The sequence below is a fragment of the Klebsiella sp. JN_Kp126 genome (genome assembly GCF_033843325.1).
GTDB lineage: Bacteria > Pseudomonadota > Gammaproteobacteria > Enterobacterales > Enterobacteriaceae > Klebsiella > Klebsiella michiganensis.
Genome location: NZ_JAWXQV010000046.1, coordinates 13,601 through 36,539, shown reverse-complemented (window position 1 = coordinate 36,539; position 22,939 = coordinate 13,601). Strand labels below are relative to the sequence as shown.

18 protein-coding genes are annotated in these 22,939 nt (G+C 55.2%); 7 read left to right on the top strand and 11 right to left on the bottom strand.

Going from position 1 to position 22,939, the window contains the following annotated elements:
• Positions 1 to 106 precede the first annotated feature (106 nt).
• Both SIK97_RS06030 and SIK97_RS06025 read right to left on the bottom strand, forming a co-directional pair.
• Positions 107 to 559, bottom strand: coding sequence for a nuclear transport factor 2 family protein (locus tag SIK97_RS06030; protein WP_025108372.1), 453 nt, complete (start codon positions 557 to 559; stop codon positions 107 to 109).
• 51 nt (positions 560 to 610) lie between these two features.
• Positions 611 to 1,939 (bottom strand): glycoside hydrolase family 10 protein, encoded by a 1,329-nt coding sequence (locus SIK97_RS06025; protein ID WP_057174105.1) that lies wholly within the window; start codon positions 1,937 to 1,939, stop codon positions 611 to 613.
• 269 nt (positions 1,940 to 2,208) lie between these two features.
• Between SIK97_RS06025 and SIK97_RS06020 the strand changes: the two genes are divergently transcribed.
• Together SIK97_RS06020 and nqrE are read left to right on the top strand one after the other, a co-directional pair.
• Positions 2,209 to 3,744, top strand: a complete 1,536-nt coding sequence (locus SIK97_RS06020; RefSeq protein WP_047723894.1) for a cyclic diguanylate phosphodiesterase — start codon at positions 2,209 to 2,211, stop codon at positions 3,742 to 3,744.
• A gap of 120 nt (positions 3,745 to 3,864) precedes the next feature.
• Positions 3,865 to 4,476, top strand: coding sequence for an NADH:ubiquinone reductase (Na(+)-transporting) subunit E (nqrE, locus tag SIK97_RS06015; RefSeq protein ID WP_047723895.1), 612 nt, complete (start codon positions 3,865 to 3,867; stop codon positions 4,474 to 4,476).
• A gap of 88 nt (positions 4,477 to 4,564) precedes the next feature.
• On the opposite strand, the gene ivy is transcribed toward nqrE, so the two are convergent.
• Positions 4,565 to 5,005, bottom strand: coding sequence for an Ivy family C-type lysozyme inhibitor (ivy, locus tag SIK97_RS06010; protein WP_047723896.1), 441 nt, complete (start codon positions 5,003 to 5,005; stop codon positions 4,565 to 4,567).
• Between the two features lie 57 nt (positions 5,006 to 5,062).
• Entirely contained in the window at positions 5,063 to 5,224 is a 162-nt protein-coding gene (locus tag SIK97_RS06005) for a YqaE/Pmp3 family membrane protein (RefSeq protein WP_047723897.1), read from the bottom strand.
• A 318-nt stretch (positions 5,225 to 5,542) separates the two neighbouring features.
• Here SIK97_RS06005 and SIK97_RS06000 point away from each other — a divergent pair, with 318 nt between their 5' ends.
• Complete coding sequence (locus SIK97_RS06000) at positions 5,543 to 5,773, top strand: hypothetical protein (protein WP_014838472.1); 231 nt, start codon at positions 5,543 to 5,545, stop codon at positions 5,771 to 5,773.
• A 53-nt stretch (positions 5,774 to 5,826) separates the two neighbouring features.
• Here SIK97_RS06000 and SIK97_RS05995 read toward each other — a convergent pair whose 3' ends face one another.
• Positions 5,827 to 6,711, bottom strand: coding sequence for an SDR family oxidoreductase (locus tag SIK97_RS05995; RefSeq protein WP_025108367.1), 885 nt, complete (start codon positions 6,709 to 6,711; stop codon positions 5,827 to 5,829).
• A 116-nt stretch (positions 6,712 to 6,827) separates the two neighbouring features.
• Positions 6,828 to 7,355, bottom strand: a complete 528-nt coding sequence (locus SIK97_RS05990) for a GNAT family N-acetyltransferase (protein WP_025108366.1) — start codon at positions 7,353 to 7,355, stop codon at positions 6,828 to 6,830.
• Positions 7,356 to 7,499: 144 nt separating this feature from the next.
• Here SIK97_RS05990 and treZ point away from each other — a divergent pair, with 144 nt between their 5' ends.
• The 3 genes from treZ to glgX are packed head-to-tail and all read left to right on the top strand — an operon-like array spanning position 7,500 to position 13,902.
• Positions 7,500 to 9,287 carry a malto-oligosyltrehalose trehalohydrolase gene (gene treZ / locus SIK97_RS05985; RefSeq protein ID WP_057174106.1) on the top strand — a complete coding sequence of 596 codons (1,788 nt, stop codon included), beginning with the start codon at positions 7,500 to 7,502 and terminating at the stop codon, positions 9,285 to 9,287.
• Entirely contained in the window at positions 9,284 to 11,827 is a 2,544-nt protein-coding gene (gene treY / locus SIK97_RS05980; protein ID WP_057174107.1) for a malto-oligosyltrehalose synthase, read from the top strand. Before treZ ends, treY begins: the two co-directional genes overlap by 4 nt.
• A gap of 5 nt (positions 11,828 to 11,832) precedes the next feature.
• Positions 11,833 to 13,902, top strand: a complete 2,070-nt coding sequence (gene glgX / locus SIK97_RS05975; protein WP_057174108.1) for a glycogen debranching protein GlgX — start codon at positions 11,833 to 11,835, stop codon at positions 13,900 to 13,902.
• Positions 13,903 to 13,943: 41 nt separating this feature from the next.
• Here the strand turns inward: glgX and lpdA are convergent, their stop codons facing one another.
• Genes lpdA through SIK97_RS05955 form a run of 4 tightly spaced genes read right to left on the bottom strand, consistent with a single transcriptional unit; the run spans position 13,944 to position 18,851 of the window.
• Positions 13,944 to 15,344 (bottom strand): dihydrolipoyl dehydrogenase, encoded by a 1,401-nt coding sequence (lpdA, locus tag SIK97_RS05970; protein WP_057174109.1) that lies wholly within the window; start codon positions 15,342 to 15,344, stop codon positions 13,944 to 13,946.
• Entirely contained in the window at positions 15,328 to 16,857 is a 1,530-nt protein-coding gene (locus SIK97_RS05965) for a 2-oxo acid dehydrogenase subunit E2 (protein WP_032749102.1), read from the bottom strand. The genes lpdA and SIK97_RS05965 overlap by 17 nt, the downstream gene beginning before the upstream one ends.
• Positions 16,858 to 16,860: 3 nt before the next feature.
• A complete protein-coding gene (locus tag SIK97_RS05960; RefSeq protein WP_014229353.1) occupies positions 16,861 to 17,880 on the bottom strand; it encodes an alpha-ketoacid dehydrogenase subunit beta in 1,020 nt (339 codons plus the stop codon).
• A gap of 11 nt (positions 17,881 to 17,891) precedes the next feature.
• Entirely contained in the window at positions 17,892 to 18,851 is a 960-nt protein-coding gene (locus SIK97_RS05955; RefSeq protein WP_161506315.1) for a thiamine pyrophosphate-dependent dehydrogenase E1 component subunit alpha, read from the bottom strand.
• A 253-nt stretch (positions 18,852 to 19,104) separates the two neighbouring features.
• Here SIK97_RS05955 and SIK97_RS05950 point away from each other — a divergent pair, with 253 nt between their 5' ends.
• Entirely contained in the window at positions 19,105 to 21,858 is a 2,754-nt protein-coding gene (locus tag SIK97_RS05950; protein ID WP_319610926.1) for a LuxR C-terminal-related transcriptional regulator, read from the top strand.
• A gap of 106 nt (positions 21,859 to 21,964) precedes the next feature.
• Here SIK97_RS05950 and SIK97_RS05945 read toward each other — a convergent pair whose 3' ends face one another.
• A complete protein-coding gene (locus SIK97_RS05945) occupies positions 21,965 to 22,879 on the bottom strand; it encodes an AraC family transcriptional regulator (protein ID WP_047723904.1) in 915 nt (304 codons plus the stop codon).
• Between the last annotated feature and the right edge of the window lie 60 nt (positions 22,880 to 22,939).

Below are 22,939 nucleotides of genomic sequence, written 5' to 3'. Positions count from 1 at the left end.
TATTTACTTTACAGTAAAGTAAATAAACTGTTTAAACAAGCGTTCATCTGTACGAAGAGTAAACGGGGAAAGCGAGGGGGATGAGCAGGAAACGCCTGCTCAGGATTTAAAACATGCCGTTGCCGCTGGCGGTTTTTTGCGGAACGTTCTGGGTCACGTCCCAGTGTTCAACGATTTTATGCTGCTCGTCGACGCGGAAGATATCGATAATCGCCCGCGTCACGCCCGGCTCGCGGCCGGTGACCTCAACGTGCAGGATCACATGATCGCCGTCGACAAACGCCTGCTTAATTTCGCTGTGCGAGTCGGGATATTTGTTCTTCAGGAAGGCGATAAATTGCTCAAAGCCTGCAACGCCGTCTTTCGCCATCGGGTTATGCTGTACGTAGCGGTCTCCCAGATAGGGTCTGGCGGCGGCAAAGTCTTTGTCATTTAACGCTTTATTATAAAAATCAATAACATTCTTTTTATTCAGCTGTTCATTTTCACTGTTGCCCGCAAAAACGGCGGGCGTCAGAGCGCAGAACAAGGAAAAGGCGACGATCGATTTTTTCAACATACATCCTCCGGTGGGGTTGATACCAGGCGCCTGGCCTGTCAGGTGAGTGCATCAGCTTCCCCAGCGGCTTTTCAGGTAGTTAACGGCCTGCTGGGTTTGCGGCTGATTGAGGTAATTCTCTCTGAATAAAATCGTGCCCTGAATTTGCGGCATGGATTCATTCAGATCAAGCTGCTTTTTCAGCTCCGGCACGCCGCCGCTAATCATCCAGTCAGGTTCGTTCTTCGATGGCTCGCCAACTTTGTACAGCGCCACGCCGATATAGAGGCGGGTACGGGTGGGTTTCACCACGTCAGCCCACCACTTTGCCAGCACATCGTAGCGGGCCGCGTCGCGGGCGAAAGGCCAGTAAATCTGCGGCGCGATGTAGTCCAGCCATCCCTGCTGGACCCAGAGGCGGGTATCGGCATACGACTCATCGTAGGCCGCTGCGCCGCGGGTATCTGAACCCGCCGGATCGTGGGAGCGGTTGCGCCAGACGCCTGCCGGACTGACGCCAAATTCAACATCGGGATTCAGCTGCTTGATGGTGCGGGAAACCTGCTCAATCAGCAGCTGCGTGTTGTGCCGCCGCCAGTCCGCTTTCGCGGCAAAGCCCTGGCCGTACTGCTGGAACGTCCGGTTGTCGTTAAGGGCCGATCCCGGTGATTCGGTGTAGAAGTAATCGTCGAACTGGACGCCGTCAACCGGGTAATGCTCCACAACCTCGGCCACGATGCTGGTGATCCAGTCGCGGACTTCCGGAATGCCCGGATCGAGCACGAAGCGATCGCCGGAGGTGCGAATCCACTCAGGGTGCAGGACGTATACGCTGGCGGGAACCTGCGACAGCGTGCTGTTCAGTTCGGTGACGGTTTTCGGCCGCGTATTGACCGAGACGCGATAGGGGTTAAACCAGGCATGAACGCGCATGCCGCGCTTATGGGCTTCATCCAGCATAAATTTGAGCGGATCGTAGCCCGGATCCTCACCGATTTTGCCGGTCAGCATATCGGACCACGGCAGAATCTTCGATGGCCAGAGCGCGGTGCCATCCGGTTTCACCTGGAAGAAGACGGTGTTAATGCCGAGGCTTTTTAAATTATCCAGCTTGGCAACCAGCGCCTGCTGCTGCAGGGCGATGCGCCATTCGGCGCTAATGCCGCCATTGACGGATTCCAGCGGCGGCCAGTCGAGGCGCGACACGGTCGTCAGCCAGACGCCGCGCACCGGCTCCTGGCTTTTGGGCAACGTCGGCTGGCGGGCCGCGGGCGGCATGGGCGTGACAAGAGAAACGGGCGGTTTGCTACCGCAGTGGGCTAACAGCAGCGCGGCAGCTATAGCTACCGCGGATATTTTCACCTTGTTCAGAATAAACTTACGAGAGCGGATCGTCATCATATTTGCCAGCTTTTCTGGTCATCGCACAAAAGAGTCATTTTCGTATTATTCGGCTTTAAGTCAATCATTTAGCTACAGATGCGGCAGCATAAGCACGCAAACCTCAGACGCAGAAAACGCCTCCTGCACCGCGCAATGGTTTGCCATGATATATCATTGATATGCATTAAAACTTGATCGGTTCAGGGCGAGTATAAACAGGATTTATTAAAATTTGGCCAAACAATTGACCTTTGGCCTTTTCCGGCGAGTCAAACTGGATTAGCACAATGAACTATTCATCATCACGCCATCGTCTGTGGATACTCCTGTTTCTGCTTGCGCTACTGAGCCTGGGCACCGGGCTTTGCTACTGGCAAATGCAAAAAAAGGTGGATCAAGATATCCATTCGCGCCTGCAGCAGGCGATAGCCAGCCTCGATGTGACCGTCTCCCATGCGGAGCAGGCAGCCGATCTGGCTGAGCCTTTTTATGGTAAAAGCTGTAGCGAGAATGTCCTGACGGAGCTGCGCACGCTGGTGGCCACCATTCCCGATGTGCGCACGGTGAATTTAGGTAAGGATAACGAAATATACTGCACCTCGGTTTTTGGCGGGCGTAAATTTCAGTTCGATCGCCGCCAGTATACGCATGGCGCTCTGCGCCTGCTGAGCGGCAGCGAAATCACGCCATTTCATCCCTTGATGGTTTACAGCGAACAGGATGAGCGGGGAAATACGATTCTGGTTGGCGTTGACGGCTATTATTTATACAACATTTTGACCGTTCTTGATGGCGATGCGCATCTCTATCTTCAGGTTGGCGATCGGATAATGACCCGCAAAGGGGAAGTGACGGCGACGCCGGATATCAAGGTTCCCGTGCGCCTGGCCTCTGAGCTGTTTACCTATTCGGTTATTGCCGACCGCGGCTACGCCTCTGGCGTCGGTGCGTTTATCCGCTATGAGCAACACACGCTTATCGCCATTATTCTGGCCTCCTTGCTGCTCACCTTTTTATTCAGGAACTACCTCCGCTACCGGAATACGATTGAGTATCAGCTCCGAAAGGCTATCGAACTGAAGCAGCTCAAGCCCTATATTCAGCCAATTATCAACAATGACAGCGGAGCGGTTATCGGCGGTGAGGTGCTGGTGCGCTGGGAACATCCAAAGCAGGGATTTATTGCGCCGGATAAATTTATTTCCGTGGCAGAGCAGACCGGCTTGATTAAAGACGTGACGGCGATTTGCTTTGCCGAGGTGATCCGTCAGCTTCGGCGCCATCAACCCGTTATCCCTGGAGGGCTGTTTATTTGCTTTAACACCAGTTCGGTAAACTTTCAGGACGACGAAATAGTGACCCTGTGCCAGACGTTTATCCAGCAGATGAAAGAGGCGCAAGTCCGCCTTGTTCTGGAGATAACCGAGCGGGAGTCGATCGAAAATACCCGGCAAACATCAGCGGTAACGGACAAACTCAGGCGTATCGGCGTCCAGTTTTCGCTGGATGATTTTGGTACCGGCTACGCGAACTACAGCTACATCCAGCAATTTAATCCTGAGATTATCAAAATCGATAAGGTCTTTACCCTCAACATTGTGACCAACACGGCTTCCGCCCTGGTGGTGAAGAATATGGTTAATCTGGCCAGGAAGTTTCATTGCCAGATTATTGCTGAGGGCATCGAGGATAAGGAGCAGCTCACGATGCTCAAAAATATGGGGATTACCCTCTATCAGGGCTATTACTTTTCTAAACCGGTGCCGGTCGATGCGTTTATTCAGATGCTTCCTCGCTCGTTTAGCGAGTCAGGAAGGCCCTAAAGGCGACGCTCTTGCCCACGCAAAACACAGGAAATTAAAAGGTGATCGACTCGGCAAAACCGAGTAATAATGACCCGTTCAAGCTGAAAATTTGGCATTATTGAGAAACAACTCAACAACATGGAGGTTGACTTGTTTGAATCTCATCTCAATATTTTTATCCGCGCGGTTTTCGTTGAAAATATGGCGCTCAATTTTTTCCTCGGGATGTGTACTTTTCTCGCTATCTCCAAAAAAATCGATGTCGCATTTCGCCTTGGGGTAACCGTGACGGCGCTGCTGGCCATTGCGACGCCGATTAACAACCTGATTTACCATTACCTGCTGAAAGAGAACGCCCTGATCGAAGGGGTTGACCTGAGCTTCCTCGATTTCATCACGTTTATCGGCGTTCTTGCGGCGCTGGTGCAGATCCTCGAAATGGTGATCGACAAATATTTCCACGCGTTAAACCATGCTCTGGGGCCGTTCCTGCCGCTGTTAACTATCCACTGCGCCATTTTCGGCGCGACGATTTTTATGGTGCAGCGTGAATACAGCTTCCTTGAATCACTGACTTATGGCACCGGATGCGGTATTGGCTGGGCGTTGGCGATTGTGGCGCTGGCCGCCATTCGTGAAAAGCTGAAATATGCCAATATGCCGAAAGGCTTACGCGGTTTAGGCAGCGTATTTATTACCGCCGGCTTAATGTCGCTGGGGTTTATGTCGTTCGCCGGCATCGCGCTGTAGGCTACGCTGAACGTCGGGGGAGAGATTCTGCCGTCCAGACCCTGGGGTTGTGCGGCAGAAGGCGCGAAATTATTGCCTCTGCGTTTTACTACGGGTAGTTAAACGCATCCGGATGGTTCTCCAGGCTGCCGCTCAGGGCGGCAAAGAGCACCGTCTTGCCATCGATAGAGCGCTCATCGCTAACATTCAGCCAGGTCAGTGTCTCCTGGGCGGTTTTTTCGTCAACGGCGGAATAAAGCCCGGACATCTGTCCGGATTTTTCCGACCACAGCACGGCGAAGCGCTCCGCTGCGCAGTCGTGGGGCTTGCAGACGCTGAATACCTGATAGACCTCGGCGCCAAGCTTCACCGTCCGTGCAGGCGAGCCCGTGCCGCCGGACTTTATCCAGGCGGGCAGGTTATGCCCTTTAACCATCTGGCTAAAGGCTGCCGGTTCCTTTTTGGCCAGACCGTCCAGCGTCATATCGGCTTGCGCCATGGCGTGGGTGGATGCAGCCAGAAAAGCGATAGCGGTTAAGTGTTTAAGCATAAAATAGCTCCTGCGAACTTTCTGATTCCGTTTGATGACCGGTGATAATGGCTCTGATTAGCTGTTTTTGGTCTGGATCCAAAAAGCGTGGATAAGGCCTGGAATATAGCCGAGGATCGTTAAAATAATATTGAGGATAAACGCCCAACCAAAGCCTTTACCCAGCAGTACGCCAAGCGGGGGTAGAATAATCGTCAACACAATTCGCCAAAAACCCATAATATCTCCCTGTTTAGTGAGTTAGCTCATAATTATTTTAGCGGTTGCGTCTGTTTTTGCAAATTTTAACTTTTTGAATAATAAGACTGCTAATATTACCCGCGCCTCGATACTACATATTTAATAAATAGAAAAGTCCCAATTCACCTTTCTGACATATATAAGATTATTCCAGAGTGATGCTTGCGTCAGCAACGCTGACAAAGCAAGAGTGTTCCATCGTAAACGCATTTAAACGTAAATAAGGAATGCAGGTAACGAGGCGGGAAGTGCGCTACACTGGCGGGGAGATTTATCCCATCATGAAATGGCGGCGGCATGGACAACATTATCCTTTATAAAGTTATCGTCATCCTGACCATTGTCGGGTGGGGCTGGAGCATGGTTAGAAGGAAGCAGAAAAAGCAGGTCCTGGAACCCGCTATTGCGCAGGCGAATGCCAGGGAGCGTTATCAGTGGCGTTATTTCAGGTGGGGCTGGAGAGTTTTGCAAATCGTCTGCGGTTTTTATTTGCTGATTACCCTCATCCAGTTTCTTCTCTGCGGCTAGCGTTCGCCGCTGCGGCTAGCTGGAACAGCGCGCGACAGCGGCGAGCGCTTCTTTTATGCGACGCCGGTACCGCCGTCTGAGCACCAGACCTGACCGGAAGCGTACGAGCAGGCATCTGAGGCGAGGAGAACGTAAAGGGGCGCAATCTCGACCGGCTGTCCCGGTCTGCCGAGCGGCGTATCCTCACCAAAATGCTGAACTTTCTCTTGCGGCTGGCCGCCGCTTGATTGCAGCGGAGTCCAGTACGGGCCGGGCGCCACGGCGTTAACGCGGATACCGCGCGGACCAAGCTGCTTAGCCAGCGATTTGGTAAACGCCACGTTGCAGGCTTTGGTCTGGGCATAATCCAGCAGGATCTCGCTGGGTTTAAACGCCTGCACGGAAGAGGTGTTAATGATCGCCGCCCCCTGAGAGAGATGACGAAGCGCGGCTTTGGTTATCCAGAAGGGCGCATAAACGTTGGTTTTAAACGTGGCGTCAAACGCGGCGGTCGTTAACGTCTCAATGGATTCACAATACTGCTGCCTGCCGGCGTTGTTAACCAGAATATCCAGCCCGCCCAGCTCAGCGACCGCCTTTTCAACCAGGGTATCGCAAAATGACTCAATCCGAATATCGCCGGGAATGGCGACGGCTTTTCTTCCCTCGGCCTGGATCAGCGCGATAACGGCAGCCGCGTCGGACTCCTCCTCCGGCAGGTAGCCGATAGCGACATCCGCGCCTTCCCGCGCGTAGGCAATCGCGACAGCCCGACCAATCCCCGAATCACCGCCGGTAATCAGCGCTTTTTTCCCCGCCAGCTTTCCGGAACCGGTATAGCTGGTCTCACCGTGATCGGGAAGGGGCTTCATTTCGGATGCCAGCCCCGGGGGCTGCTGCGGCTGCTCGACAAACGGCGGAAGTGGATAGTGTAGCGTTGGGTTATTTCCTGTTGTCATACCGGCCTCCTTAATAAATGAAATTTAAGATTAGTCAATGACTGCGTTTGGGCGATAAAAAAAGCGTAAACCAGGAATAATTAACATCGTAAAACCAGGAATTATTTACCTGGCTTTTAAGTCAACATGTAATACCAGAACAACGCAATTTCATCTTTTTCCGGTAACGCGCTGTAGAGATAACGATCGTATCCGCCCAGGGTAAAGCCATAATTTCGGTAGAAAAGACAGGCGGGAACGTTGACGTTCTGGGTTTCCAGCTTTAATCCCGCCGCGCTCATGCTCCGGGCCCATATATGGGCTGCCGCCATGAGCTTGTTGGCCGCGCCCGTTCTGCGCTGTGAGCGCTCGATGGCGATATAATCCACGGAAATAAACTTGTTCCAGATCAAGGAAGCGGTGATAAATCCGGCGACTTGCCCCGCGTCGGTTTCCGCGATTAAAAATATAGCATCCGGATTAACGCAGTGGTTTTCCAGCGTCTGGATGTCCAGTTCATAGGTTTTATTATAAGCGCTGGGAAGTGTTTCAATTTTCAGATCATTATTGACAAAGGGGCCGGTGGCAATCTGGCTGACGGTGAAGGAAAAATCACAATATTCCAGACGAGCCAGGTCGGAATTTAATCCTTTACGAATCTGCATAGCATTCCTTGTTTTTTAAGCGATTTATTAATCATAGACAACGTCTTTAAAAATAACAGCCTCGCCATCAACAGCGCACGCGTTTAAACCTGGTCTAATCTTATATTCATGCCGCATTTTCCACAGGTCATTTGAGGATATTTAATGGAATCCAGAGTATTTAAAAAACATTGGGGGGCGGAGTTCATTGCCGCGGACACGGTCCGCTTTCGCGTCTGGGCCGAAGGTCAAAAAACGATGACGCTGAGCCTGACGGGCCGGGATATTCCGATGGACGGCGCGGGAGAGGGCTGGTTCCAGATTGACGTCCCCGGCGTAAAGCATGGTGATGAATATATGCTCCGTTTAGCCGACGGCACGCGCATTCCGGACCCGGCGTCGCGCGCGCAACGCGATGATGTTAACGGCCCTTCGGTGGTCATCGACCCCAGGCGTTTTCAGCCGGTTAACGCTGGCTGGAAAGGACGTCCGTGGGAAGAAACCGTGATATATGAACTTCATCCGGGCACCTTTACGCCGGATGGCACCTTTCTGGCTGCCATCGAAAAGCTGCCTTATCTGGCGGAGCTGGGGATCACCCAGATAGAGGTCATGCCCGTAGCCCAGTTTGGCGGTTCCCGCGGCTGGGGTTACGACGGCGTATTACTCTATGCGCCGCACGCAGCGTATGGCGCACCGGAGGATTTTCACGCCTTTATTGATGCCGCCCACGGGTTAGGGCTATCGGTGGTTCTCGATATCGTGCTGAACCATTTTGGCCCGGAAGGCAACTATCTCTCTCTGCTGTCGCCGGGCTTTTTTCATCAGGACCGGATGACCCCGTGGGGTAACGCTATCGCCTATGAAACCGAGGCCGTGCGGCAGTATATTACCGAGGCGCCGCTGTTCTGGCTGACCGAATACCAGCTCGATGGGCTGCGCTTTGATGCTATCGATCAGATTGAAGATCGCTCCGCCAGGCACGTACTGATAGAAATAGCCGAAAATATCCGCGCCGCGATTCCCGACCGCCACATCCACCTCACCACTGAAGACAGCCGGAACGTGATTTTCCTCCATCCGCGCGATGAGAAAGGACAGACGCCGCTCTTTACCGCCGAGTGGAATGATGACTTTCATAACGCCGCCCACGTTTTCGCGACCGGCGAAACGCACGCCTATTATCAGGATTTTGCGCATCAGCCGGCAAAGAATGTCGCAAGGGCGCTGGCCGAAGGGTTTGTCTACCAGGGTGAGCTTTCTGCGCAAACCGGAAAGCCACGCGGCGTGGCCTGCGCCGCTCAGCCGCCGCAGTTTTTTGTCGACTTTATTCAGAATCACGATCAGACCGGGAACCGTGCGCAGGGGGAAAGGCTGATTTCTCTTGCCGGCGCCGGGAAAACGCGCGTTCTGCTCGCGGCATTGCTTCTGTCGCCCCACATTCCTTTGCTGTTTATGGGCGAAGAGTTTGCGGAGACGAACCCCTTTCTGTTCTTTACCGATTTTCATGGCGACCTCGCGAAGGCGGTGCGGGAAGGGCGGGCTAAAGAGTTTGCCGGGCACGCGGGACACGATGCATCAGTCCCTGACCCGAACGATCCCCGGACCTTTATCCGTTCTAAGCTCGACTGGCAGAAGGCGGCAAGCGAGGAGGGGAAAGCCTGGCTGCGCTTTACGCGCCACCTTATCCAGCTGCGCCATCGCTACATTGTCCCGCTGCTCGCGGCGGGAGGGGCCGTGGAGGGCATGATCCTGCACGCGGCGGCGCAGGCGCTGGCGGTGAGCTGGCAATTCTCCGGCGGCACGCTCTCCGTGGCGCTGAATATCGGCGAGGAGCGGGCAGCGATGCCGGAAATAGCGGGCGAGGTCATTTTTAGCTGGCCGGAGCGGCAGGAGGCGTTATCGCCAAACAGTATTGTTGTCCGTTTTGCACATGGAGAAGCCTCATCATGATCCCTTCCGCAACCTATCGTATTCAGTTCCGTAACGGCATGACCTTCGATCGCGCGGCGGCGCTGGCGCCATATCTCAAAGACCTGGGTATCAGCCATCTTTACGCCTCGCCGATTTTTACGGCAACCAGCGGGTCAACCCATGGCTATGATATTACCGATCCTAACGAGATCGATCCGGCCATCGGGGGCCGCGAAGGGTTTGACCGGATGGTGAAGGCGCTGCGAAACGCGCAAATTGGCCTGATTCTGGATATTGTTCCCAACCATATGGCGACCTCGCTGGAGAATCGCTGGTGGCGGGACGTCATCGAGCAGGGCAAAAACAGCGCCTGGGCCCATTATTTCGATATTGACTGGACGCGTCCCGTTACGCTGCCGTTTCTGGGGGATACCTTTGAGGCAGAGCTGGAGAGCGGGGCGCTCGCGCTAAAACGCGATCCGGAAACCGGGAAGCCGGCGTTCGTCTACTATGACCAGGCCTGGCCCCTGAATCCTCAAACCCTGGCGACAGGTGAGCAACTACTAACATCTCCGGATCGCGACGCCATTCTGGCCCTGCACGAGGCGCAAAGCTGGCGGCTGATGTCCTGGCGGGAAGCGCCCAGGCAGCTCTCCTGGCGGCGCTTTTTTGAAATTACCGGCCTGATTGGCGTCCGGGTTGAAGACCCGGCGGTGTTTGACGACACCCACCGCCTTATTCTTGAACTGGTGCATTCTGGCATCGTCGATGGTCTGCGCATTGACCATATCGATGGCCTTGCCGACCCGCTGGGGTATTTGCAGCGCCTGCGCCAGGCAGCCGGGCCAGAGTGCTACATTACGGTGGAAAAAATCCTCGCCAAAGGCGAGCAGCTGCCCGCCGACTGGCCCGTCTCCGGCACCACAGGATATGAGTTTATCGCTTCGCTGGCGGAAGTGCTGGTGGATGACAATAACCTCGATCTGCTGCAGCAGGTTCATGATGAAGCGCTCGGCGGAGCGATAGATCGCCATACCGCGCTGCGCGAGGCGAAAGGACTGATGGTGGATCGCAATTTTGAGGGTGAATTTACCACCTTATTGCGGCTGGCCACCGAACTGGCGGAGCGTAATAGCATGGCGGTTGAGAGCGACGCGCTGCGCCATGCCTTGCGTGAACTGCTGCTGGCCTTCCCGGTCTATCGTACCTACGGCACCGCCGAAGGACTGACCGCAGGCGATATTACGCTGTTAAACCGGGTGGTTGACCAGGTGAACGCCAGGGAAGACAAACCCGATGCCAGGGCGCTTGAGGTCATTATCGCCATCCTGACCGGCAATCTGCACGGAAGTAGCCTCGACACCGCGTCACTCTTCAGAACCCGCTTTCAGCAGCTGACGGGGCCGTTGATGGCTAAATCGGTCGAGGATACGCTGTTCTTTCGCCATAACCTCGACCTGGCATTGAACGAAGTCGGGGCCGATCCTACTCCTCGCGCTTTTTCTCTCTCTCGTTTTCACCAGGAGATGCGCATTCGTCTTGCCCGCCAGCCCGACGCGCTGCTGGGAACGTCGACGCACGATACTAAACGCGGGGAAGATGCGCGCGCCCGCCTTTACACCCTAACGGAAGCCCCGCAGCTGTGGGCGGAAAACCTTGCGCGCTGGCGTCAGATGAATCAAACCCAGGTGCGTTTTTTGAACGACGGTACGGCGCCGAACGCGGCGGATACGTGGATGATCTATCAGGCGCTCGCCGGCGTGTGGCCTGCAACGCTGCTGCCCGACGATACCGCAGGGCTGAAAGAACTCGAGACGCGTTTTCTTGCTTTTATGGAAAAAGCGCTGCGCGAGGCCAAGCAAAGAACCGACTGGATCGACAGCAATGAAAGCTATGAAAGCGTTGTGCTGAACTATGCGCAACAGCTGTTCGCTGCGGATAATTCGCTCTTTCTCAACGATTTTCACACCGCCCTGCAGCCTTTTATCCGTGCCGGCCTGGTGAACAGCCTCAGCCAGACGGTCATCAAACTGACCGCCCCCGGCGTACCGGATATTTATCAGGGGAGCGAGGCGCTGAACTTCAGCCTTGTCGATCCGGATAACCGACGTGAACCTGACTTCGCCGTCCTGGCGCATAACCTCGATAGCGAAGGCCCTGAGTTGTTTAATAGCGAAAACGCATGGCGAGACGGACAGCTGAAGCAGTACGTCACCGCGTCGTTTCTCAGGTTAAGGCAGCGGCATTCCGCGCTCTTCCATTATGGTGACTGGGTACCATTAAAGGTCACCGGTGACAGGGAAGAGAATCTTATCGCCTACGCGCGCATCAACGACGAGGAGGCCCTTATCGTGGTGGTTCCTCGCCTGGCGTTTGACGTCGCGGCGCACGGATTGGCTGATTCCCCGGTCAGGCTGTGGGGCAACACTGCGGTAGCCATACCCGAAGATCTGGCAGGACGACATTATCGCGATGCGTTAACCGGCGAAAACCGTCTGGTCGAAGAGGCGCTCGATCTGGCGTCAGCAACGGGGTGGTTAGTAACGCTTATTAGTGAAAAGAAAAGTAGAGAGGAATAGTGTCAATGAAAGAAACGTTTGCAATAGAGCCCGGGGACGGCCAGCAGCTGGGGGCTAATTTTGACGGAAAGGGCGTGAACTTCGCGCTGTTTTCAGCGCACGCTGAGCGGGTTGAGCTGTGCTTATTCGATCCTTGCGGAAAAACGGAAATAGCCCGGCTTGAACTACCTGAATATACACACGAAATCTGGCACGGCTACGTACCCGGTCTGCAGCCCGGAGCCTTATACGGTTATCGGGTTTATGGGCCGTACGATCCGGAGAACGGCCATCGCTTTAATCCACACAAATTGCTTATCGATCCCTACGCGCGGGAGCTGGAAGGCGATATTGAATGGAACGATGCGCATTTCGGCTACGAGCTGGGCCATGAGGAGAAAGATCTGAGCTTTGATACCCGCGATAGCGCGCCATTTACGCCAAAATGCAAGGTTGTCGACCCGGATGCCTTCGACTGGCAGGGGGAGAATCGCCCCGACGTCCCCTGGCCGCATGCGGTTATCTACGAAACGCATGTGAAGGGTTTTACCCAGCGCAATCCGGCGCTTCCCCCGGAGCTGCGCGGCACATTTGAGGGACTTGGGCATCAGGTTTCCGTCGATTATATCAAGAGCCTGGGCATCACCTCCGTTGAGCTGCTTCCCGTACACTGGTTTCCGGACGATCGGCATCTGCTCGACAGAGGGCTAAAAAACTTCTGGGGCTACAATACGCTGGGCTTCTTCGCTCCCGCGTCCCGTTACTACGGACCCGCGGGTATCGCGGGCTTCCGCGACATGGTGCGCGCATTTCATGATGCCGGTATCGAAGTGATCCTTGACGTGGTTTACAACCACACCGCGGAAGGCAATGAGCTGGGACCGACGCTCTCATTTAAAGGCATCGATAATTTTTCCTACTACCGGACGATGCCGGATCAGCATCGCTATTACATAAATGATACCGGGACGGGGAACACGGTGAATACCTCGCATCCCCGGGTGCTGCAGATGGTCATGGATTCGCTACGTTACTGGGCGCAAGCTATGCACGTCGACGGCTTTCGTTTTGATCTGGGGACCATTCTCGGACGCGAACCCGAAGGCTTCGATCCGCGAGGTGGTTTTTTCGATGCGATAACCCAGGATCCGGTTTTATCGAAGCTTAAACTGATTGGTGAACCCTGGGATATCGGTCCCGGGGGTTATCAGGTCGGCGGTTTTCCGCCTGGCTGGGGCGAGTGGAACGACAAATATCGTGATACGGTGCGGGAATACTGGAAGGGGGATAATGTTTCCAACGACTTTGCCGCCCGTTTACTGGGCTCCGGCGATCTGTACGATTTACGCGGCCGTCGTCCGTGGTCCAGCGTCAATTTTATTACCGCCCATGACGGCTTCACGTTGAACGATCTGGTTTCGTATAACGAGAAGCATAATGAAGCCAACGGTGAGGACAATAACGACGGGCATAATGACAACCGCTCCTGCAATTATGGCGAAGAAGGCCCGACGGAAAACCAGGATATCGTCGCCGTCCGCGAACGCCAGAAGCGGAATTTCCTGACCACGTTATTGTTCTCCCACGGTACGCCGATGCTGCTGGCCGGCGATGAGTTTGGCCGTTCTCAGCAGGGCAATAATAACGGCTACTGCCAGGACAGCGAGATTTCATGGGTCAACTGGGAAGCACTGTCCGATCAGGACCATGCGTTGCGCCATTTCACCCAGCGTCTGATAGCGCTGCGTGCGGAGCAACCGCTTTTACGCCGTGAAAGCTGGCGTGACGGGCTCGAGATACGCTGGTTTAACGCCGGCGGCGGTCTGCAGCAATCTGAACAATGGGATGAAGGTTCGACGTTAGGTCTCGCCATCAGCCGACCCGATCTTGAACAGGAGGAGGGCATCTGGCATGACGTGCTGATGCTGTTCAATCCCTTTGAGGGCGATGTTCCGTTCCAGATCCCGCAGTTTGGCGAAGGCGGCTGGGTTCTTGAGCTGTCGACCGCTGAAGAAAAAACGGACGGCGTCATCATTACCGAGACAATTGATTTTGTTCTGGCCGGGCGCAGCATTGCCCTTTTCAGACGGCCTTAAAGCCTCAGACAAACCCGGCGTTGAATGCCGGGTTTATATTGTCATTGTTGATGCAGCGGCTGACCACTGGCGGCAAGGATGGATTCATGCATGGCTTCAGAAAGCGTTGGATGAGCAAAGATCATCGATAAGAGACTCTCATCTGTGGCCTCCAGATGATGCGCGATACCAAAACCCTGGATCTGTTCAGTGACCTGCTCACCAACCATATGCGCGCCCAGCAGCTCGCCGGTTTCGGCGTCGAAAACAGTCTTTACAAAACCCTCCGTCTCCCCGCTGGCCAGCGCCTTACCATTCCCCTGATATGCGAACTTACCGATCTTGATTGGCCGTCCCGTCTCTCGAGCCTTCGCCTCTGTCAAGCCCAGGCTGGCAACCTGTGGCCGGGCATAGGTACAACCGGGCACATAGTCGCGGTTAAGAGGGCGTACGCCTTTGACGCCGGCCAGCGTCTCGACGCAGATCGCGCCTTCGTGGCTGGCTTTGTGCGCCAGACACGGCGGGCCGGCCACATCGCCGATAGCATAGAGCCCAAATACGTTGGTTCGGCAAGCTGCATCCGTCTTGATAAACCCGCGGTCCAACTCGACTCCCAGCGCTTCCAGCCCCAGGCCTTCCACATTAGGCTGTACGCCCGCTGCCAACAGCACACGTTTGACTTCCAGGGTCTGTTCGGCACCGGTGGTTTTCAAGGTGCAGCGCACGCCCGTATCGGTGCGCTGTACCTGCGTCAGCAGCGTTTGGCTATGGACGTGTATACCGCGTTTTTCGAACGATTTACGCACGGTAGCGGAGACTTCGGCGTCTTCAGCGGGCAGAATCTGCGCGGCTTGTTCGACCAGCGTCACGTTACTGCCAAGATCGTTATAAAGGCTGGCGAACTCGACTCCGATGGCCCCTGATCCGATGATTAATAGAGACTCCGGTAAGCGCTCAGGCTGCAGGGCCTCAAAATAGGTCCAGATTCGCTCACCATCTGGCTCTACTCCTGGCAACGCTCGCGGCCGGGCGCCAGTCGCAAGGATCACATGACCAGCGCGATAGTCTCGCTCTTCCCCTCGGGGATCGGCGACCGTTACATGCCCCTTACCACGTAGCCGGGCGGTGCCGGTAATGACAGTAACGCCATTTTTCTTCAGCAGGTACTCGACACCTCCGGTCAGCTGTTGCGACACGGCGCGGCTAAACTGCACCAGTTTCTGCACATCGAAACTCACCTCTCTGAGACTAAAACCCAGCCGATCGGCATGCGCAATACTGTGCGCCACCTCTGCACCATGCAGCAGCGCCTTGGTTGGAATGCATCCCCAGTTCAGGCAGATCCCCCCTAAATGCTGCTTTTCCACCAATGCTGTACGAAGCCCTAGCTGGCCGGCACGAATGGCGGCGACATACCCCCCAGGCCCGCCCCCTATTATCAGTACATCATATTTGTCGTGCATAGCTCGTCTCCTCGATAAACAACAGCGTCGGTGTTTCAACCAGCCGCTTGAGCGCCTGGAGAAAAGCCGCGCCTGACGCCCCATCGATGACCCGGTGATCGCAGGACAGCGATACGGTCAGTTGATGGCGGACGACGATTTGTCCATCGCGAACTACCGCTCGGGGCTCGCCTGCGCCAATCGCAAGGATCGCGCCCTGGGGTGGGTTTATGATGGCGTCAAACTGCCGTACTCCGAGCATGCCCAGATTTGACACGCTAAAGGTGCCGCCCTGGAATTCTTCGGGCTTGAGCATGCCCGCCCGGGCTTTGGTTATCAGAGAATGAACTTCGTTTGATATGTCGCTTATCGACCTGCTGTTGGCCGAACGTACGATAGGGGTAATTAACCCGTCTGGCAGCGCAACGGCCACGGAAATGTCGGCATCGGCAAAACGGCGGATGCTCTGGGTAGCCTCATCAAACTGTATGTTGACGTCCGGCACGGCTATCAGCGCCATGGCGCAGGCCTTAACCAGCATATCGTTAACCGAAATCTTGACGCCGGGTACTTCGCTGTTGATTTCCTTACGCAATGCTAAGAGTCGCTCCAGATCGAGATCGACGGTCAAACGGAAATGGGGTGCATGTTGCTTGGACATTTGCAAACGGCCAGCGATCGCTCGCCGCATACTGGACATCGGCAACGTCTCAAAGGCTGTCGCTGACGTGGCTTGTGGAGCCCCGGCCTGGGGTAGCCCATCAAGCAGCAAAGCGGCCGCCAGCACATCATCACGGCTCACCCGTCCGAGTGAACCGCTTTTGCGGCAGTCGTGCAGGTTGATCCCCAGTTTGTTGGCCAGACGGCGCGCCAACGGGGTTGCCGATACCTGGCTATCATCGGTATGCGATCGCGGCGCTTTGCCGGAACGAACGGGCGGCGGCGGAGAGGCGATGCGGCCGCCTGCGGCAACGATCGCGCTCTCCAGGTCAGCGACAGAGATACGCTCGCCACGCCCGCTACCCTGGACCTTTTTCAAGTCAACGCCCAACCGCGCAGACTGACGTAACGCATGGGGAGTGGCATTCACCTGAGTCGGATCGGTTATGCCTTGCAGGCTGGTGGGTACCTCGGTCTGCCCAATGGATGCCGCAGGCTTATTGGCGGGGGCTGGTACAATGGAGGGCGCGACGGCCGCTACAGCAGGCTCGGTAGTCTGCGTGGCAGGCGCTGCTGGCTGCGCCGCGGCCAGACTGGCGGCAAAGGCATCCAGTTCAGCATCGCTTACCGAAGAGTCAGCTACCAACGCCAAAACAGCGCCGACCGGGAGGGTATCTCCCACCCGGGCGATTATCCGCCGTAGCGTACCGGCGAAGGGGGCCTCCAGAACATTGACGATTTTGCTGGTCTCAATTTCACAGATTTCCTGCCCTTTGGCGAAGCGGTCACCCTCCTGGATGGCCCACCGCGCGAGCACGCCTTCCTCCATTGAAAGGCCCCACTTCGGCATTTCAAGTGTCCTGATATCGCTCATAGCTTAATCCTCCAGCACTTGACGGACGGCAGCTTCGATACGTTCAACGCCAGGGATCCAGAGTTTTTCGAGAGCAGGGGAGAACGGTACCGGGGTGTGTGGTGGTGTCACCAGAACAACAGGCGCTTTGAGGAAATGGAATGCCTGGGAAGCAATCAGCGCTGCGACATCATGAGCAAAGCCAAAACGCGCGGCTGACTCGTCGACAATGACCACGCGGCCGGTAGAAGCCACTGATTCCAGAATACCTTCTTCGTCCAGAGGCGAGATTGTACGTGGATCGACCACCTCCACCGAGATCCCCTCCCTGGCCAGTTTGTCGGCGACCTGGTTTGCTTTATGTACCATTGCAGACAACGCGATGATGGTGACATCCTCACCTTCACGGGTATAGTTGGCGACGCCCAGGGGCAGGGTATAAATCTCGTCCGGTACCTCGCCCTTGAGGTCATAGAGCATTTTATGCTCGCAGAACACCACCGGATCGTCGTCGCGAATCGACTGGATCAGCAGCCCTTTGACATCATAAGGCGTCGATGGCACAACCACCTTGAGCCCCGGTGTGGTAGCAAAAATATTATAGGGTGACTGCGAATGCTGGGCTGCTGCAGAAAAACCAGCACCGATCATGCCCCGCATCACCAGCGGCGCCTTGGCCTTGCCACCAAACATATAGCGAAACTTTGCCGCCTGGTTGTACAGCGCATCATGGCTAACACCGAAAAAATCCATAAACATCAGCTCCGCCACCGGCCGCAGACCCGTTGCAGCGGCGCCGGCAGCCATGCCGACGATCGCCGACTCCGTAATGGGGGTGTCGATCACCCGGTCGGAGCCGAACTGCGTCCACAGCCCTTTAGTGACTCCGAGCACACCTCCAAAGGCCTCTATCCTTGCTTCTTCGGGCGCATTTCCGCCGTGACCGCCGCGCAAGTCTTCACCAATCAGAACGACGCGTTCGTCGTGCTCCATTTCCTGGGCCAGGGCTTCCTTGACCGCTTCTCGATAGGTTTTTATAGGCATTGTTATCACCCTCAGTATGAGACGTAAACGTCTGTAAGCAGGTCTTCCGGAGCCGGATAGGCAGCGGCTCGCGCTTTGAATACAGCATCATCGACAAGTGCTTCAACCGCCGCGTCGATCGCCGCCAGTTCCTCAAGGGAGATGTGTTGTTTGACCCTGGCGGTGAAAATCTTCAGCGGATCATGTTGTTCGCGCAGACGTTGAACTTCGCCCTCAGCGCGGTAAAGCGCCGGATCGCCCTCAAAGTGACCGTGCCAGCGGAAAGCTTTGGCCTCAATGACGCTTGGGCCTCCACCTTCTCGGGCGCGCTTGACCGCCTCTGCGGTGGCATCGTAAACGGCAAAGAAATCGGTGCCATCAACCGTCACTGCCGGTAAACCGAAGCCCGCGGCGCGCCCGGCGATATCACGACCACCGACGGCGTAGTCATGACCCGTTCCTTCGCCATAACCGTTGTTCTCGAAAATAAAGATGGCAGGGAGTTGCAGCACGACTGCCATGTTGATGGCTTCAAATACCAGGCCCTGATTAGAACCGCCGTCACCGGTAAAAGAGACCCCAACGTTACCGGTCTTGAGGGTTTTGGCCGTCAGAGCAGCGCCGATGGCTAACGGAGGGGCGCCACCCACGATAGCGTTCGCACCCAGCATACCTTTCGACAGATCGGCAATATGCATAGAGCCTCCCTTGCCCCGGCATAATCCGCTGTCCTTACCGAATATTTCAGCCATCATGCCGTGAATATCGCAGCCTTTGGCAATACAGTGGCCATGCCCACGGTGTGTGGACCCAATGAAATCAGCGTTAGTGAGATTTTCGCAGACCCCCACCGCAATGGCTTCCTCACCGGTATAAAGGTGAATGAAGCCCGGAATATCCCCGCTGGTGTTTTCCTGATGCAAACGCTCCTCAAACGTCCGGATTTCGCGCATCTTACGGTAAGCCTGGAGTAAAGCCTGTTTGTTAAGCATCACTTAATTCTCCTCAGTAAAGGTCGTCAGGCGGGGGTTTGACAGGCTGGAAGCCCCTTAACCACGCCGATGCAATGAATCTACGAGTGCGACGAGGAGGTGCGAAGCCACCTTCATGGGGGGGTAGGAGGGGGTTTTCATGCTTGAGGTCAAACTTTATAAATTTTATGTATCTATCGAGAGGGGTGGCTCCATGCCATCCCGGGCTCTGGCGTACAATTGATAAAAAAATAATACGAGTAGATAACTACGGATGAAGCCATCGGATTTGAAAAGTCGCCAGGCAACTTCACTGGTCTCCGGGCCATTGCGGCTGACGAGAGATTTGCCGCTAATCCTGACCAAATTCGTTCCACCACGCTCTTCGATACGGCTGCTACAGCGCTCACGGCTTCTGCTCCTCCTCGATCGCATGCAGCGACGCCGTCTGGGCGTCGTTTGCGCGGGTGCTGGATTTGGCAAAACCACGCTGTTGGCGCAGTGGTATCAGCAAATGATTGCCCAGGGTGAACGCGTTGCCTGGCTTAGCCTCGATGAGGATGATGATGGCGTATGGCAGTTCATTCCTTATCTGCTGCAAGCATTGCGGCCGCTCTATGGCGATTGGGACGCCGACTTTTGGCGCAACATAGAAGAACAGACGCCTTCCAGTTCTCAACAGCTGCTGGCCGGGTTGATTAACCAACTGCATTACTGTCCGCACGACCTGTATCTGATCGTTGATGACTTCCATATGATTAATGATGCTGGTGTATATGAAGCCCTGGGATATTTGCTCAAGCATGCTCCTGCCGCCTTGCACCTGATCATTGGCAGCCGTTTCCACCCCAGTCTCTCTCTGAGCCTGCTTCAGGCACAGGACCAGCTGGTGGAAATCTACGATCGAGACCTGCAATTTACGCTTGAAGAAACCAGAAACTATTTCAGCCAGACGATTGACATACCGCTCAGTAATCAGCATGTACAGCGGCTACTTTCCGCGACAGAGGGGTGGATCGCCGGCATGAAAATCGCTTCGTTATCCCCAGAATTGCTCAATGATCCAGAACATCTGCTGCGCAATATTCGTGGTGGAACCCGCGCTATCGCCCGTTATCTGAAAGAGGTGGTACTTGACCCATTGCCACAGGAAGTTTTTGATTTTCTCGTCAAAACATCGTTTCTTAATCGTTTAAATGCCGGGTTATGTAACGGGGTTACAGAGCGTGATGATAGTGAAGCGATACTGGCATGGATTGAGCGGCGCAATCTTTTTTTGTCAGCCCTGGACGAACAAGGCTGCTGGTTTCGCTACCATCCTCTTTTGCAGGAAACCCTGCGAACGATATTGCAGCAGAACAACGATATCAACCTCAAGCACTTACATGAATTAGCCAGTCATTGGTTCGTTGAGCAGAGATTGTGGTCCGAGGCGGTACGCCACGCACTGGCAGCGGGCAAGCCGATCCATAATCCCGGGCAGGATGGCGCGGGCGCGCAGTCGCTGGCGGAAGAAGGGGATATAGATACCCTGGTTTCCTGGATGCATCACTTACCTGCGAGTACTGACCCTTCGCGCATTGACCTGCAAATCAATCTGGCCTGGGCGCTGGCGCACTATTTTCGCTTCGATGAATCGAGGCAGTTACTTGATAATCTTGACCAAATGGTCGTTAATCATCGTGATGATATAACCCCCAACGCCTGGCTCAAATTACGTGTCGTGCGCGCAATTTGCGAAGCTTTTGCCGAGAAAATCCCGGAAAGCCTGGCGATTGTTGAGCCGTTGCTGGCTAAAGTGCCCTGCGGAGACACCTGGGTCGACGGTCTCATATGCAATATTCTGAGCTACTGCCACGTGGTTAACCAGCGCTATAGCGACGCTCTTGAGGTTCAACGGCATATGCCTTGCCCGGAAAGTCCACTAGACAATCTATTTGTCTCGGTTTATCGCGCTTTTATCATCACTCAGTGCCACCTTGGTCAGGGTGACCTGGAGAACGCCTGGGGGCATGCAGAGAATGCATTGCGCCAGGCTGAGCGTTATACCGGCCCTCAGTCGACCAGCGGCGCGACGCTTGCGCCGCTGCTGGCGGAAATGGCTTACGAACGTATGAACCTGGACTCATTAAATACGCTGTTAGCAGATAGACTCGAATTCATCGATCGGTTTGGTCCACCCGACGCCCTGAGTCGCTGCTATACCTACCTTGCGCGCCAGGCCTTGAATGACGATATGCCGCATGAGGCAGAACGACTGCTGGAACACGCGCAGCGACTAGCGGTGTCTCGAGGATGGCAACGGCCGCAGGCTTTATTGTTAGCAGAGCAAGCGAGAGTGCGCCTGCAGCGCGCGAATTATCCAGGCGCGGAGCTGCTGCATCGGCAACTCGAACAACTGGCGGCCCGTGCCACAATTGATGCCGAAAACCCCTGTCAACGCGCAATAGCACAGCATGCCAATGTCAGCCGCAGCCGCCTGCTTCTGGCGTCAGGTCAGGCGCCACAAGCCAGCCTTTTGCTTGGCGAACTCGTGACTGAGCAGGAGCGTCGGGGCGACCGGCTCTCCGCAGCGCGTCTTCGTACGCTATGGTCATTATCACTGTGGGATAGTGGCGAAAACGCGGCTGCCGTGGCTGCATTGCAGCCCGTCCTGCAATTAGCGGCACAACAGCATCTCAAACGTATTTTTCTTGATGCTGGCGATGCCTTGCAGCCTCTGCTTGTCCGTGTACGCGAAACCTCGGCAGCCAGCGAAGGGGATGACCCTTGGCCCGGGAAAGGGAGCCTGTCTGAAGGCAAGCGGATTGAGCATGAAAACCTTGATGTTAACCAGGAGCTCAGTGAGCGAGAGCTGCAGATATTACAGCTCATTGCTGACGGTCAGATGAACAAAGAAATCGCTCGCTCCCTGACTATCTCTACTGAGACGGTGAAATGGCACATCAAGAACATCTACGCCAAGCTCAAAGTCAATAGTCGTACGCAAGCCATGAGTCGGGCTCTGGAAATGAAGTTACTGGATTAATAATGTCAGTGATGCGCAAATATTTTTGAGTTCAGGTCTTTAGCATCTCCTGTAGCCTTCACGTACAATAGATTTCACCGGGGGAGGCAGAGCAGGGCAGAATTTACTAAAGCCTACCGGCAGACTCTCTCAGCACAGTAATATCCCTCTTGGGTGATTCCCCAAACATCCGCGTATATTCCCGGCTGAAATGGGATAAGCTTTCGTAGCCGACAGCATAGGCCGCTGTGGTGACATCGTAATGCTCATTCAGCATCAGTCGCCTTGCTTCATTGAGACGCAGCCATTTCTGATAGCGGAGCGGACTCATTCCCGCAAGCTGTCTGAAATGGTGGTGGAAGGAGGGCGTGCTCATTTGCACGCGACTTGCCAGCTCTTCGACACGCAGCGGCGAAGCAATATTGGTCTTTAACCAGTCGATAGCTTTACCGATACGGTAACCATGGCCGTCGACTGCCGCAATCTGCCTGAGACGATCGGACCGATCGCTCATCAACAGCCGGTAATGTATCTCCCTCTGAATCAGCGGGCCGAGAACGGGAATGGCTTCGGGTTCGTCCAGCAGTGAAAGCAGGCGGCAGAAAGGCTCCAGTAAAACATCAGTCATGGTTCCTATACCGACCCCCGTTCCCGCATCTCGTTTTTTGACTGGCGGCAGGCATCCCTGGGCAATTAATTCCATCAGTACGCGCTGGTCAAGTTTATAGGCGACGCCGACGCAGGGCCGTGATGGCGATGCCTGTAACACTTCCGAACTGGCTGGCAAGTCGAGGGAGGTGATGAGGAATTTTTCCGTATTATATTCATAAGCTTCACCGCCAACCCACATGATCTTCGCGCCATCAGCCACCAGAACGATACTCGGAGGGACCAGGCAGCTCACCGGAGGGGCGGGTTCGTTGCGCCGGAAGAGTTCCAGCCCTTCAACCGCGGTGGGAAAATCACCGGTACCGGGCGTGCGCTGAGCAATATCCCGGGAGAGCTTGCCGAGTCGTCTCTCAACCGATTTGTCTGAAATCATTCCGTCACGCCTCATATTTGTTAAGTCTGTGCGACGTCGTCAACTTACCCGTTATGAAAA

Excerpts from the sequence above, each read along its gene's own strand:
- SIK97_RS06030 (WP_025108372.1), bottom strand. The coding sequence starts at position 559 with ATGTTGAAAAAATCGATCGTCGCCTTTTCCTTGTTCTGCGCTCTGACG.
- SIK97_RS06025 (WP_057174105.1), bottom strand. The coding sequence starts at position 1,939 with ATGATGACGATCCGCTCTCGTAAGTTTATTCTGAACAAGGTGAAAATA.
- SIK97_RS06020 (WP_047723894.1), top strand. The coding sequence starts at position 2,209 with ATGAACTATTCATCATCACGCCATCGTCTGTGGATACTCCTGTTTCTG.
- nqrE (WP_047723895.1), top strand. The coding sequence starts at position 3,865 with ATGGAGGTTGACTTGTTTGAATCTCATCTCAATATTTTTATCCGCGCG.
- ivy (WP_047723896.1), bottom strand. The coding sequence starts at position 5,005 with ATGCTTAAACACTTAACCGCTATCGCTTTTCTGGCTGCATCCACCCAC.
- SIK97_RS06005 (WP_047723897.1), bottom strand. The coding sequence starts at position 5,224 with ATGGGTTTTTGGCGAATTGTGTTGACGATTATTCTACCCCCGCTTGGC.
- SIK97_RS06000 (WP_014838472.1), top strand. The coding sequence starts at position 5,543 with ATGGACAACATTATCCTTTATAAAGTTATCGTCATCCTGACCATTGTC.
- SIK97_RS05995 (WP_025108367.1), bottom strand. The coding sequence starts at position 6,711 with ATGACAACAGGAAATAACCCAACGCTACACTATCCACTTCCGCCGTTT.
- SIK97_RS05990 (WP_025108366.1), bottom strand. The coding sequence starts at position 7,355 with ATGCAGATTCGTAAAGGATTAAATTCCGACCTGGCTCGTCTGGAATAT.
- treZ (WP_057174106.1), top strand. The coding sequence starts at position 7,500 with ATGGAATCCAGAGTATTTAAAAAACATTGGGGGGCGGAGTTCATTGCC.
- treY (WP_057174107.1), top strand. The coding sequence starts at position 9,284 with ATGATCCCTTCCGCAACCTATCGTATTCAGTTCCGTAACGGCATGACC.
- glgX (WP_057174108.1), top strand. The coding sequence starts at position 11,833 with ATGAAAGAAACGTTTGCAATAGAGCCCGGGGACGGCCAGCAGCTGGGG.
- lpdA (WP_057174109.1), bottom strand. The coding sequence starts at position 15,344 with ATGCACGACAAATATGATGTACTGATAATAGGGGGCGGGCCTGGGGGG.
- SIK97_RS05965 (WP_032749102.1), bottom strand. The coding sequence starts at position 16,857 with ATGAGCGATATCAGGACACTTGAAATGCCGAAGTGGGGCCTTTCAATG.
- SIK97_RS05960 (WP_014229353.1), bottom strand. The coding sequence starts at position 17,880 with ATGCCTATAAAAACCTATCGAGAAGCGGTCAAGGAAGCCCTGGCCCAG.
- SIK97_RS05955 (WP_161506315.1), bottom strand. The coding sequence starts at position 18,851 with ATGCTTAACAAACAGGCTTTACTCCAGGCTTACCGTAAGATGCGCGAA.
- SIK97_RS05950 (WP_319610926.1), top strand. The coding sequence starts at position 19,105 with ATGAAGCCATCGGATTTGAAAAGTCGCCAGGCAACTTCACTGGTCTCC.
- SIK97_RS05945 (WP_047723904.1), bottom strand. The coding sequence starts at position 22,879 with ATGATTTCAGACAAATCGGTTGAGAGACGACTCGGCAAGCTCTCCCGG.